15 protein-coding genes are annotated in these 11,381 nt (G+C 37.3%); 11 read left to right on the top strand and 4 right to left on the bottom strand.

Annotated features, from left to right (window positions below; genetic code table 11):
* Window positions 1-335 precede the first annotated feature (335 nt).
* The 3 genes from JEM49_RS04300 (at window position 336) to JEM49_RS04290 (ending at window position 2,113) form a co-directional block, all read left to right on the top strand.
* Complete coding sequence (locus JEM49_RS04300; RefSeq protein ID WP_201873797.1) at window positions 336-1,385, top strand: IS30 family transposase; 1,050 nt, start codon at window positions 336-338, stop codon at window positions 1,383-1,385.
* 64 nt (window positions 1,386-1,449) lie between these two features.
* Window positions 1,450-1,707, top strand: a complete 258-nt coding sequence (locus JEM49_RS04295; protein WP_025006257.1) for a type II toxin-antitoxin system MqsR family toxin — start codon at window positions 1,450-1,452, stop codon at window positions 1,705-1,707.
* Window positions 1,708-1,720: 13 nt separating this feature from the next.
* Complete coding sequence (locus JEM49_RS04290) at window positions 1,721-2,113, top strand: type II TA system antitoxin MqsA family protein (RefSeq protein WP_025006256.1); 393 nt, start codon at window positions 1,721-1,723, stop codon at window positions 2,111-2,113.
* 54 nt (window positions 2,114-2,167) lie between these two features.
* Here JEM49_RS04290 and JEM49_RS04285 read toward each other — a convergent pair whose 3' ends face one another.
* Window positions 2,168-2,755 (bottom strand): hypothetical protein, encoded by a 588-nt coding sequence (locus JEM49_RS04285; protein WP_025006255.1) that lies wholly within the window; start codon window positions 2,753-2,755, stop codon window positions 2,168-2,170.
* A 187-nt stretch (window positions 2,756-2,942) separates the two neighbouring features.
* Here JEM49_RS04285 and JEM49_RS04280 point away from each other — a divergent pair, with 187 nt between their 5' ends.
* The 3 genes from JEM49_RS04280 (at window position 2,943) to JEM49_RS04270 (ending at window position 5,588) form a co-directional block, all read left to right on the top strand.
* Window positions 2,943-4,388: an APC family permease gene (locus JEM49_RS04280; protein WP_201873796.1), complete on the top strand. Its 1,446-nt coding sequence runs from the start codon at window positions 2,943-2,945 to the stop codon at window positions 4,386-4,388.
* 76 nt (window positions 4,389-4,464) lie between these two features.
* Window positions 4,465-5,094, top strand: a complete 630-nt coding sequence (locus tag JEM49_RS04275; protein ID WP_025006253.1) for a hypothetical protein — start codon at window positions 4,465-4,467, stop codon at window positions 5,092-5,094.
* A 50-nt stretch (window positions 5,095-5,144) separates the two neighbouring features.
* Window positions 5,145-5,588 carry a hypothetical protein gene (locus tag JEM49_RS04270; RefSeq protein WP_025006252.1) on the top strand — a complete coding sequence of 148 codons (444 nt, stop codon included), beginning with the start codon at window positions 5,145-5,147 and terminating at the stop codon, window positions 5,586-5,588.
* A 48-nt stretch (window positions 5,589-5,636) separates the two neighbouring features.
* Here JEM49_RS04270 and JEM49_RS04265 read toward each other — a convergent pair whose 3' ends face one another.
* Window positions 5,637-6,749, bottom strand: a complete 1,113-nt coding sequence (locus JEM49_RS04265; protein ID WP_056945485.1) for a glycosyltransferase — start codon at window positions 6,747-6,749, stop codon at window positions 5,637-5,639.
* A gap of 67 nt (window positions 6,750-6,816) precedes the next feature.
* Here JEM49_RS04265 and JEM49_RS04260 point away from each other — a divergent pair, with 67 nt between their 5' ends.
* Window positions 6,817-7,677: a lysophospholipid acyltransferase family protein gene (locus JEM49_RS04260; protein ID WP_013437825.1), complete on the top strand. Its 861-nt coding sequence runs from the start codon at window positions 6,817-6,819 to the stop codon at window positions 7,675-7,677.
* Window positions 7,678-7,801: 124 nt separating this feature from the next.
* Entirely contained in the window at window positions 7,802-8,362 is a 561-nt protein-coding gene (locus JEM49_RS04255) for a YSIRK-type signal peptide-containing protein (protein ID WP_201873794.1), read from the top strand.
* Between the two features lie 29 nt (window positions 8,363-8,391).
* Here the strand turns inward: JEM49_RS04255 and JEM49_RS04250 are convergent, their stop codons facing one another.
* A complete protein-coding gene (locus JEM49_RS04250) occupies window positions 8,392-8,676 on the bottom strand; it encodes a hypothetical protein (RefSeq protein WP_155830910.1) in 285 nt (94 codons plus the stop codon).
* A gap of 28 nt (window positions 8,677-8,704) precedes the next feature.
* Here JEM49_RS04250 and JEM49_RS04245 point away from each other — a divergent pair, with 28 nt between their 5' ends.
* Window positions 8,705-8,887, top strand: coding sequence for an LPXTG cell wall anchor domain-containing protein (locus JEM49_RS04245; RefSeq protein ID WP_025006250.1), 183 nt, complete (start codon window positions 8,705-8,707; stop codon window positions 8,885-8,887).
* A 64-nt stretch (window positions 8,888-8,951) separates the two neighbouring features.
* On the opposite strand, the gene JEM49_RS04240 is transcribed toward JEM49_RS04245, so the two are convergent.
* Window positions 8,952-9,884, bottom strand: a complete 933-nt coding sequence (locus tag JEM49_RS04240; protein ID WP_201873791.1) for a 2-dehydropantoate 2-reductase — start codon at window positions 9,882-9,884, stop codon at window positions 8,952-8,954.
* A 133-nt stretch (window positions 9,885-10,017) separates the two neighbouring features.
* On the opposite strand from JEM49_RS04240, the gene JEM49_RS04235 reads away from it, so the two are divergent.
* Together JEM49_RS04235 and JEM49_RS04230 are read left to right on the top strand one after the other, a co-directional pair.
* The gene (locus tag JEM49_RS04235) at window positions 10,018-10,662 is read left to right on the top strand and encodes a nitroreductase family protein (RefSeq protein WP_201873789.1); all 645 of its coding nucleotides are present in this window, start codon (window positions 10,018-10,020) and stop codon (window positions 10,660-10,662) included.
* Window positions 10,663-10,718: 56 nt separating this feature from the next.
* Window positions 10,719-11,249, top strand: a complete 531-nt coding sequence (locus JEM49_RS04230; protein WP_025006248.1) for a hypothetical protein — start codon at window positions 10,719-10,721, stop codon at window positions 11,247-11,249.
* Window positions 11,250-11,381: the final 132 nt, after the last annotated feature.

Raw genomic sequence — 11,381 nt, 5'->3', positions numbered from 1 at the left:
AGAACTTACTCCGATAGAATATCGGAATAAGTCCTTAGTCGCATAATATCAATAAAGTGTCCGAAAAATGCGGGTCACTACAGTTTGGTTCTTTTTCTTTAATATCAAGATCAAACTTAATACAATTATTAAAAGAGGGCATAGAAACACACCTTTATTTATAAAATGTTTAGTAGGATAGATTTTTTATTATAGGGGACTATGTCCTCCTTTTTTATGCAAAAAAACTGTCGCCGATTGTAAAATTAAATTGAACACTTGATAGAAAATAAAAAGTCCATTTGGACCTGTTTGATAGAATGTTAATAACCACAAAAACATCTATGGAGGTCAAAATGGACTCACTACATTCTATCATGGACAAGCGTAAAAAAGGAACACATCTATCGCTTGAAGAGCGGGCTATTATTCAAACTCGTTTGAAAGATCATTGTTCTTTGCGTTCCATCACTCGAGAAATTGGCTGTTCCCCTAGTACAATTCACTATGAGATCAAACGAGGGGCTGTTAAGCTGTATCACGGTAAAGTTAAACATTATAAAGCCCAACAAGGTCAGAGTGTTTATCAAAACAATCGTCGATACTGTGGACGCAAATCGGATTTTCTTAAGAAGCATAAGTTTATTGATTACGTCCAACAGCACTTTTTTGAAGATGGCTGGTCGCTCGACGCCTGCAGTAATCGCTGCACTGCTGTAGGTGAATTTGCCAGCAACGATATTGTCTGCACCAGGACGCTTTATAATTATGTCGATCAAGGCTTGTTAAACATCCATAACTATGATTTGCCAGAGAAACTCAAGCGCAATACCAAAATTCATCGCATTCGTAAAAATAAGAAGAAGCTAGGCTGCAGTATTGAACAACGACCACGGGAAGTTAATAAGCGTGATGTGTTTGGGCATTGGAAATGTGATCTTGTTTTAGGCCATAAGACCAAGGACGACGAAGTGCTGCTAACTTTGTCTGAACGCATGAGCCGTGAGTTCCTAATTATTAAAATCCCAGATAAAACAGCTGCCAGTGTAATGAATGCCTTTAAAAGTCTGCGCAAGCAATACAGCGAGCATTGGAACGATATCTTTAAAACTATTACGACTGATAATGGTTCTGAATTTGCGGATCTATCTCAGCTGGAAGATATTTCCAAATCACTAGTTTATTATGCTCATACATATACTTCTTGTGATAAAGGCACTGTAGAGAGGTATAATGGCCTTATTCGCAGATTCATTCCTAAAGGTGACTATATTCATAACTACTCTCTCCAACAAATCATTGACATTGAAACTTGGTGCAATTCATTGCCAAGAAAGATCTTGGCTTATCATACACCAGATGAAATCTTTGAAAGAGAATTAGATCGCATCTATCAAGCAGCCTAAACAAAAGTGTTCAAGTTATTATTGCAATTTACGATAAAGAATTTGCTCTAAAAATCTAAAAAGATTGGTAAGAGAGGATAAATTTGTACTCATTCATCGTCGTGCTAAGCATGCTAGGACGGTTTCTAATGAAGCAGCAAAAATTATTGTTGCTCAATTAACAATAGATAATTTTGTAAAAGTGTCTGAAGATAGATCGTTTCCCGGAGAATATTTGTGGATTTATGAAACAGATATGGGAATTACGTATTATATTAAATGCAAATTCTCTTCAGATCTAAATATGGTAAAGTTTATCTCATTTAATCAAGCTTTATATTAAGGAGTGATATAGTATGAACGAAACTTATGTAAAAAATCATACCAACACTTTTGAAATTAAGGGGGAAAATATAGAAATAACAACCCCAGCTCGTTTTGATAGTAAAACAAACAAAATCATTGATGATATGGAGTTAGATAATCAAGCCGTAAAGATGGCACAGGAGAAATATCGTAAAAAGTATAATTATGTCGGTCCAAAAGATATAAAGGCTTTACGTCAAAAATGGAATTTAACACAAAAACAATTAGCCAACATTATTGGCTGGAGTCCATCAACTATAGCTTTATATGAAGTTGGCGAAATTCCTACAAAAAGTAATAATCGTTTGTTAAAGGTTTTGATCAAAGATCCGCAAGCAATGAAAGACTTCATTACGGAAAGCGAAGAACAAGAAGAATTGTAAAAGAAATAAAAAATCAGCAGTTACCTTAACATTGAAGCTAACTGCTGATTTTTTCTATTGTTTTATTTTTGAAAAATCGTATTTACGATATTTAAGTGCAACCTTTTTATCCTTAAAAGCTACGCCATTAACAGTATTATGATTAGTACCATAGCTCATGAATAAACATGATTGACCTTTAAACTGTCCCAATTTGTATACCATGTCAACGGTGTCTAAAAATCCACGTTCCTTTAAAACACCATTGTCCGTTGAAATCATTACTGCATTACCAGCATATTCTTTATTTTGTTTCTCTGAGTTATGATCAAGCTTCAAGTTAGGATCAGTCTTTTGATAAGTAACATAGCCATTGAATGTATGAGTCGTAATGACTAATTTGGTGGCCTTTTTACTGTATGGGTCAGCACGATACCATGTGCCGCGATATTGACTAGGCACAGTGGTTAATTTAAAGCCTTTATATTTTTTATGTAAATCAATCTTAGGCGTAGCAATCTGGTATTGTTTCTTGTGAGAACTAGAATGCTTTTCTGTCTTAGAACTTGTTTCATTATGGGTTATTTCATGCTTTACAGGTGCGCATCCCGTAATCATTAAACCAGTTAATAAAATGGCAGAAGTAAATAATAGTTTTTTCATAATGAGATTATTCTAATTGGAATTTGTATCGTTTTCAATAGGTTTATTTTTTTATATACCTAGATAGACTATACTTATTAATGAGAATAGGGAGAAAATTATGGATGAAGAAATAGGGAAACATTTAAATAATTCACCGCCCAAACCTATGAAATAATTGTTTCTAGTTCATAGGGGAGGAAATTTTTTGGATTCTTTTGACACTACGCATAAGCGTAAACTAATTTCTTGGCCAGTATTGGCTTTGATGGATTTTGTTACCGTTATTGGTTTCGATGACATTATCTATAACTTTAAAAACCAAGGTTTGGCAACCATTTCAGAGTGGGTTATCATGCTTGCTTTGTACGTTGTCCCATACGAAATGATGGTCGGACAGTTAGGTTCAACTTTTTCTGATACAACTGGTGGCTTAACTTCCTGGATTCGTCATACTTCTGGCGATAAAATGGGTTACTTCATGGCCTGGGCTGGCTGGGTTTGTGCTCTGCCATATCTAGTCGATGTTGCGAACTCAACTGTTGTTTCATTTGGTTGGCTTTTTGCCGGCAATAACTCTTATGAAGATAAAATGAACAACTGGACATTTGCTTTGCTTACTGCAGTTGTCTTCATCATCTTTATCTTCTTCCAGCACCGTTTTGCGAACTCATTGCAGATTCTATCAGTCATTGGTGGTGGGGCAATGTTCATCATTACGGTTTTGTACATCATCATGACTTTTGCATATTTAGGCAAGGGTGGTCATATTGAAACTCAACCATTCAACTGGCGTTCAATTTTCCCAACCTTTGATACTAAGTTCTTCACTTCATTAGGTTTGTTCATTTTTGCGATGGATGGTGCGGAATTCGTTGCACCATACGTTACTGAATTGAAAAATGGTGCGCGTGACTTTCCTAAGGCAATGATTATGTTGGCTGTTATGACTGGATTCTTGACGGTCTTTGGTTCATTTGCTTTGGGTGTCTTCTTCAACGCGCACCACTTGCCAGATGACTTGAAGATGAACGGTTCCTACTATGCATTTGAGGCAATGGGTAAGGACTTCGGTTTAGGTAAATTCTTCTTGTACTTGTTCATTGTGACGCAGGCGCTTTATATGATTGCACAATTAGCAATGTTAGTTGATGGAATGTCACGTGAATTCTTATCAGATACTGCGAAAAAATATTTACCTAAGGGTTTGACTAAGAAGGATAAAAACGGTTTACCAATTCATGGATATTGGCTAACAACCTTACTTTGTTCTTTTATCATGTTCTCTTCAGCAACGTTGCCTAACATTAATTCTATTTTTAATCAGTTGTTAAACTTGAACGGTATTATCGACCCATTTACTACTTCATTTATTTTCTGGGCTTTCATTAAGATTCGTGAGGATGAAAAGAAGTACCATGCTGAATATGTTTATATCAAGAACAGACGCATGTCATTAATCATGGGTTGGTGGTGCTTCTTACTAACCTTGGTAGCTGCATTTGGTTCAATTTTCCAGGTCGATGCTCCAACTGGATCGACTGAGTATTATCAGACAATTTTCTTGAATGTCTTTGAATCCTTTGTCTTGTTAGGTTTAGGTTTGATTTTTCCTTTAATCGCAAGATGGCAAAGAAATCACGAAAATGCTTAGTAGATTTTTATTGAATAGAAAAGAAAATGTGCTTTAATTTGTACTAAAGCACATTTTTTGTTTTGGAGGGATAGATATGAAAAAGAAATTTTTAATCAAAGCCGCTGCAGCTGTAATGTTGTTGACACCAGTGACTGGAAGTTTTGTTATTGGAAATACTAATACTGTTTTAGCAAAAAATAAGACTTTAAAGGTTAAGGATATCAAGAAGCCAGTTAGAACCGTCTATCTTAAGATGAAGCCTAAGAATTTTTTATATCAAACAATGAAGCAGGCGATGAAAGCTTGGAACAATACTGGTGCATTTACTTTTAAGCAGGTTAAACGACAGAGGGATGCCAACATCATTGTGACTGATATTAAGAGAAAGGACATTCCAATGCCTGGGATCGCATTTGTTAAAGATGATGTCTTGCATATCGGTCGCAAAGCTAGCAAGTTGAATCCAGTGATTAACCTTAATCCAGCATTTTTGAATAAGTCATATGTGAGAAAACAATTGAAAGACAGTGGAATTCCGGCAGATCAAACCGATCTTGCTTTTAGTAGATGGACATTAGCAATCTGTGAACATGAATTAGGTCATGCCATTGGATTGAAGCACTATAAGGGAGCAAAGCCATCAGTGATGAAAGAAAATCCAGGTGTGCCAATTCAACCAGTTGACGTGCAAAATGTACGCAAATTGTATCATCTTGGTCAATAGCCGACATTTTTGTATAATGGACTTATCTTGTAAAGAAAGCAGATTTGATAATGTTAAAAGACGAAAAGAAATTTGATGAGTTAGGTCAAAAGTTGTTCATGAAGGGTGTGTTGCAAAACTTCGAACAAAAGCATGGCCCAATCAAAGGCAGAATGATGGTTACTGAAGGCAAGATCCCACCTGAAATGCTTTCTAAGTTGCAACCAGAGTTGATGAAGAATCCTAAGTGGATCGTGGTTGAAGGCAGTTTTGACCTTTCTAACTATACAATTGGCATGGTTGTTGGCCTTAACCCAATTAGACCAATATCTGAAGGTTGGTTAACTCCACAATTGAATCATCCAGGTATTAAGCCAACGCAAAATTGGCAAGAATTCTTTATGGGAAAGGTTATGGAGAATATGGACGAAAATGGTAAGATCGACTTGCCATTGTACAGTTGGATCTCAGACAAGAGCGATTTAACCTTGACTGATAAGGAACGAGAAAAATAAGAGAGACAAAAAGCTTGGTTAGTGTGATGCTAATCAAGCTTTTTGATTTTATTTTAAAGTCAAACCTTCCAAATTACCCAAGGCAATCTTAGCTGATCTTTTAACGCTCAAAGTTTTGCCATAATCGCGGTATCTTTGCTGCATTTCTTTTAACTCTAGGGGATGCTCGAACCAGTAATCAATCTTTTCAGCTAAGGCTGTACTATCACCAGCAGGGAAACGATTGTTGTCAGTCAAAGCATAGCTAACAGTAGAAGACAAGGGACTGTCGGCAATTACAGGTACGCAGCCACTAGCAAAGGCCTCCATGCAAGCCATGCCTTCAATCTCGACATCAGCGCAGTGCACGACCAGGTCGGCTTGAGACATAATCTTTCTCAAATCAACTGGTGCAAAATAGTGCATGATTGGTTTCTTAGGGAGCTGATTTGCCAACTTTTCATATTCTTTTTCTAGAGGACCTTGACCAGCAAAAATAAGGCGAATTTCTGGGGCATGTTTAGCTAGTTGCATTGCTTTGAATAAAGTTTGTTGCTGTTTTTCATGCGAAAAGCGTCCAATACACAAAATGGTGAAGGGATGCCCGACTTCTTCTTTGTGTGGATTTTGAATAAACTTTTCACTAATTCCATTTGAGACCACAAAAAGCTTTTGCTTGAAGTGATGTTGTCTTAACCATTTTGCTACCTTAGGTGTAGGAACCTGCAAGGCATCACAATTTCTGAATGACTTGACCTTGAAGAAAGTCATAAAGCACCAGTTGCCAAATTTATTGTCCAAGATCGGCACGGAAGCAGTGATGTTTTGCGGATAAATGTGAAAGGTTCCGGTCACTGGTTTAGCCTGTTTTTTAGCAAGCTTTGTTGCTCGCCAGGAAACAGGAAAAGGTGTTTCAACTTGAACAATATCTGCCCAGCTGATCGCTTTTTTTAATGTTTTGTTGATTGGCTTGGCAAAATGGAACCCCTGCTTTTTAATCAAGCCGTAGATAATAGGAATGTAAATTTTTAGTTCAGGCACAGAGTAATCGGCATCTTTTCCAGTAGAAAGGATACGAACCTCTTGGCCCATTTTCTTGTATTCGTGAGCAAATTGTTGCGTCGAGATGCTCATACCATTACTTTGATTGAAATAATCGTCAATTACAATTAAGATTTTCATGATTTTCCCTAAGTGTGTTAATAGAAGAATTTCGCTATAATATAACCAATAGATATGGAGATAAAAAATGATCTTGGGTTTTCATAGGCGACAAGTTATTGCTAATATTAAAAGAAATGTAGCTAAAAAGCAATTTAATAGCAAGGCTGAGCTGCACGATCCGGTGCTTGATCAAGAGCAGACGAATAATATTGTAAATAAATATTGGAAGTATACTTCATCAATCGGCTATCGCATGATCAATCCGGTTATTCGAGGTATTTTTGCTGCGGCGTCGCAGATTCTGACTGGACGTTGCCAGATTGAAGGGTTAGAGAATTTGCCTGATACACCGATGGCTTTTGTTACGGGTAATCACTACAACCAGTTTGATGTCTTGCTGATGAAAAAGTTGGCGATGAAGAAAAACAAGAGAATGTTTATCGTGGTGGAGGCGAGTAATCTAGCGATGCCGCATCTGATTGGCTGGGCGGTGCGAAATTTTGATTCTTTGCCAATTGATAAAGATATGCATTATTTGAGTCGCGTTTTTCCGAAAAAGTTGAAAGAGACACTTAAGAAACCATGTTGGGTGTTGATCTATCCTGAAGAGGAGTTGTGGTTTAATTATCGTAAGCCGCGTCCATTAAAAAAGGGTGCATATTACTATGCGGCAAAGTTGAATCAACCAATTATTTCGACTTTTACAGAAATTAGAGCGACTTCGAGACGTGAAGTGTTTCATCGTGATTTTTATAAGACGAGAAAGATCTTGCATGTGTTGCCGACAATCTACCCTAATTCTGATTTGAAGTTGTCAGAAAATGTGAATCGGATGTGGCGTAAGGATTATGAGCAAAAGAAGGCAGCTTATGAGAAGTGCTATGGTAAAAAGTTGACTGATGAATTTAGCTATGATGATATTGCTGGGTATGCACCGAAGAAGTAATGATACGTTAGGATATTTTGATCCTAGCGTATTTTTTAGTAAATTTTGAATAAAATAACAGCAATCAGAGCGTAATATAGTTGTCGGTGAAAGCGTATATATGAATAGATAAGAAGGCAACATCATGTTTGAAAACAATAACAGAGTGGATCGCTTCGCGATTCGTAAATTAACCGTTTGTGTAGCTAGTGTTTTAATCGATGTATGTTTTTTTAGAGGTAATGTGAATGTTGTTAGCGCTGATCCGATTGGTGGGGATGCGCAGACGGAGCAGTCGGTTAAAACAGAGAAACGAACAAAGCCTGTAGTAGAGGCAGGGACTGATGGAGGAACTGAGGCTGGTTCTGATAGGGATGTAGGTGCAGTAGTTGAGTCTGATAATTCAGGTGATGCCGAAGATGGTGCATCTAAAGGAAAAGGTTCGGATCATTTTGGGGATGCAAAGAAAGATGAGAATACTGCATCATCCGATGACAAACATCTAATTACTGATGGCAATAAGGCCAAAGAAAATGATGATGAAGCTAACGAAGACAAGAAGGAAGAACATGAGTCATCAGATAAGGGAGACTCCGGAGATAAACTAGCGGATAGTAAAATCATGGCTAGATTAGCTCGTGCCCCTAGGAGGGTGAAGGATCCTACTTTCCCTGAAAAATACATCTTGCATGATGGTTACAAGTGAATCACCGATTACATCTTCAAAGGTGGTAGTCAAAAGCCGGTAATCATCTTAGTTGACCCGTACGAACATAAAAAGGGTGATCCTTTAATTAACGACAAGCCAACGTTTGAGATATCAAAACCAGAAAAGAAGCCTGACGACAAACCAAAGACACCAGACAGGTCAAAGGTACCAGATAAGATAACTGTTCCTGATATCCCTGACGTTCCTGAACCAAATCCGGCTGTTGTAACTACAGATGAGCCTAAAGAACCAAAGGGCGAAAATGTAGATGAAACTTTAACCACTGGTGTAAAAGGCCAAGATGTAATCAAGACTAAGCAGAATAATCCAGTCAAACCAATGGCTCAAGACATAAAGCAGCCTAAGCAGCCAGTCGTTCAAAAAGTTTCCCTAAACAATCTAAAAGCAACTTTGCCTCAAACAGGTGAACGTAGCTCAATTTTGTTGAGCGTGCTCGGCAGATTAGTTGCATTAACTGGTTTGCTTTATCTTGATAAGGACAGAAAGAATAAGAAAGCTTAATAAACAAAAAGACGAGAAATACTAAAAAGAAATCTCGTCTTTTTTGATGCTCTTAAAATTTTTATTACTTAACGTTCAAAATATCTTCCTTAGCATGAATCAAACGCGTGATGAAAGCACAGTATGGAGTGGCAACACTATGCTTCAAGCCCTTGCGCCAAACGGCACCGTCAATATAGTCGATCTCAGTTGGACGCTTGTTTTGAACCAAATCCTGATGCATTGAAGGGTAGTGTGGCGTATCAAACAAACTTTCAACGTGTTCAATAACTTCTTTGCGATCTAAGTTGACGCCCTCGTATTGAACAACATCCGCAAATTCTTGTACGATATTTCTAGTCAACTCGTCAGCTTCCTTAGTGTGACCAAATTGCTTGCAATCAGCATCAAGCAAAGCACAAAGAGCATTAACCACGCCGTTAACACAAGCTTTACGCCAGATAGAATACATGACGTTTTCACTGTAACTAGCATTCAAACCAGCATCAGTCAAAATCTTAACGATCTTTTGCGTCTCGTCTTTGCCTTTTGGATCAAGGCATTGGATTTCGACGTTACCATTGTCATTGGCGAAAGTAATGTGGCCAGGAGCCGTCATCATTGATGCCCACATCGTGACCCCCATAATGATGTGATCCCGAGTCACAAATCTCTCTAGCACATCTTCGTGACCTAAGCCATTAAGCAAGCAGAGCACATAAGTATCTTTGCTAATGATTGGCTTCAGACTGTTTAACATATTTTCTAACTGCATTGACTTGGTAAAGACGATTAACAGATCAACGCTTTCATATTGCTCATCGATTTCTTCAGGACGGTAAATTGGCATCTTTTCCGCAATTTCTTCGTCCTTAACTCTAGCGACCACGCCATTTTCACGGATGGCGGCAATGTTTCTGTCCCAAGTATCGATTAAAGTAACGTCATTGCCAGCTTTCTTTAAATGCCAGCTGAACTTTGAGCCCATAGCTCCAGCTCCAGCAATTGCAATTTTCATAAATTTAGCCTCCTAAATAATTAGTAATCGCTTTCAGCATAAGCTGAAATAGATAAATTAGCAATTGAAAAGAATGCTATAAATAAGTTATTATTAAAGTATGTAAACGGTATCATATTTTTGGAGGCTTATTATGGCTATTATTAATAATGATTTTCATGATGTTTTAACTGGAAGACATTCTGTACGTAGATTTGATCCTTCAGTAAAAATTAGTCGTGAAGAAATGACCGAAATGCTTAAAGAAACCATCACGGCACCATCTGCATGCAACTTACAGGCTTGGAGATTTGTGGTTGTTGATACAGATAAAGGAAGAGAAAAACTGCATAAATATTTTATGAAGTTTAACTTCCCACAGATCGATAAAAGTTCGGCAATTGTTCTATTCTTTGGCAATACTTTGGCTTTTAAAAAGTATAGTAAATTATGGCACAGTATGTATGAAGCCAAAAAGGTAACTAAGGAAGCTATGGATGCGGCTTTAAATACTTTTATGCCTTTATATGAAAAAGCACCAAAGGAAATGTTAGTTGCTGATTCAATGGTTGATACTTCACTTGCTGCAATGCAGTTTATGTTGATAGCTCGTGAGCATGGCTATGATACTAATGCAATGGCCGGTTATGATTCAACTAAGGCTGCAGCCACAATGGGACTTGACCCTAAGCAGTATGTTCCGGTGATGGCAATCGCGGTTGGTAAGCATGATCCAAAGGCTGAGCCTGAGATTGCTACGACTAGATATCAAATTTCAGATTTAGTTGATTTTGATTAATTGCTTATAAAGAAACTTTTTTATGATGAAAAGACTAATAGTAGGAGGGATCTATTATGAGGAAGAGATATTTGTTTTTGATGTCATTAGTTGCATTTTTTAGCATTTTCTTTGTAGGGATGCAAAGTCAAAATGTTTGTGCAGCTAGTCAATATGGCATTGCTCGTAAATATACAACACCTAAGGCAACTCGGGGAACTTGGTACTATCGTGAAACTGACAAGTTCAGCAGTGATAAAAAGACCATTCATACTTTGAAAATTACTGCTCACACTGCTAACAAAGATAAGTTGTATGTACCTTCACAAAAATTCTTTAAGAAGAATGTATATAATGTTTCTTCAAAGAAGCGTAATGCTTTTATCAAGAAGGTTATGAAGAAGAATATTTATGCAGCTTATAACTTTAAGAAGGGCTTTAACGTTAACAATTGGGTTAACTTGGCTGGTGATGGTGTTTACTACATCCCTGTAACCAGAACTGTTAAAGGTAAAAAGGTGAAGGCTTTGAAGATTGCTACTGGTGCTGATCAACATGCCAGCGCTTATGCATTCAAGACCAAGGCTTTAGCTAAGGCTGCTAAGTAATAGAATCTTATTTTAATGAATATTTTAAAAAGACATAGTTAGATTAATATCCAATGTCATTAAGTTAAGACATTGACAATTAAGGGTGCTTTTTTAGAGATCGAATCATTTGGATTCGATCTCTTTTTTTGT

Source organism: Lactobacillus sp. A27, assembly GCF_016742815.1.
Classification (GTDB): Bacteria; Bacillota; Bacilli; order Lactobacillales; family Lactobacillaceae; genus Lactobacillus; species Lactobacillus gallinarum.
Note: the sequence above shows the minus strand (reverse complement) of the source record. Positions and strands in the feature narration are given on the sequence as shown.

Excerpts from the sequence above, each read along its gene's own strand:
- JEM49_RS04300 (WP_201873797.1), top strand. The coding sequence starts at position 336 with ATGGACTCACTACATTCTATCATGGACAAGCGTAAAAAAGGAACACAT.
- JEM49_RS04235 (WP_201873789.1), top strand. The coding sequence starts at position 10,018 with ATGGCTATTATTAATAATGATTTTCATGATGTTTTAACTGGAAGACAT.
- JEM49_RS04270 (WP_025006252.1), top strand. The coding sequence starts at position 5,145 with ATGTTAAAAGACGAAAAGAAATTTGATGAGTTAGGTCAAAAGTTGTTC.
- JEM49_RS04285 (WP_025006255.1), bottom strand. The coding sequence starts at position 2,755 with ATGAAAAAACTATTATTTACTTCTGCCATTTTATTAACTGGTTTAATG.
- JEM49_RS04240 (WP_201873791.1), bottom strand. The coding sequence starts at position 9,884 with ATGAAAATTGCAATTGCTGGAGCTGGAGCTATGGGCTCAAAGTTCAGC.
- JEM49_RS04265 (WP_056945485.1), bottom strand. The coding sequence starts at position 6,749 with ATGAAAATCTTAATTGTAATTGACGATTATTTCAATCAAAGTAATGGT.
- JEM49_RS04255 (WP_201873794.1), top strand. The coding sequence starts at position 7,802 with ATGTTTGAAAACAATAACAGAGTGGATCGCTTCGCGATTCGTAAATTA.
- JEM49_RS04245 (WP_025006250.1), top strand. The coding sequence starts at position 8,705 with ATGGCTCAAGACATAAAGCAGCCTAAGCAGCCAGTCGTTCAAAAAGTT.
- JEM49_RS04290 (WP_025006256.1), top strand. The coding sequence starts at position 1,721 with ATGAACGAAACTTATGTAAAAAATCATACCAACACTTTTGAAATTAAG.
- JEM49_RS04230 (WP_025006248.1), top strand. The coding sequence starts at position 10,719 with ATGAGGAAGAGATATTTGTTTTTGATGTCATTAGTTGCATTTTTTAGC.
- JEM49_RS04260 (WP_013437825.1), top strand. The coding sequence starts at position 6,817 with ATGATCTTGGGTTTTCATAGGCGACAAGTTATTGCTAATATTAAAAGA.
- JEM49_RS04275 (WP_025006253.1), top strand. The coding sequence starts at position 4,465 with ATGAAAAAGAAATTTTTAATCAAAGCCGCTGCAGCTGTAATGTTGTTG.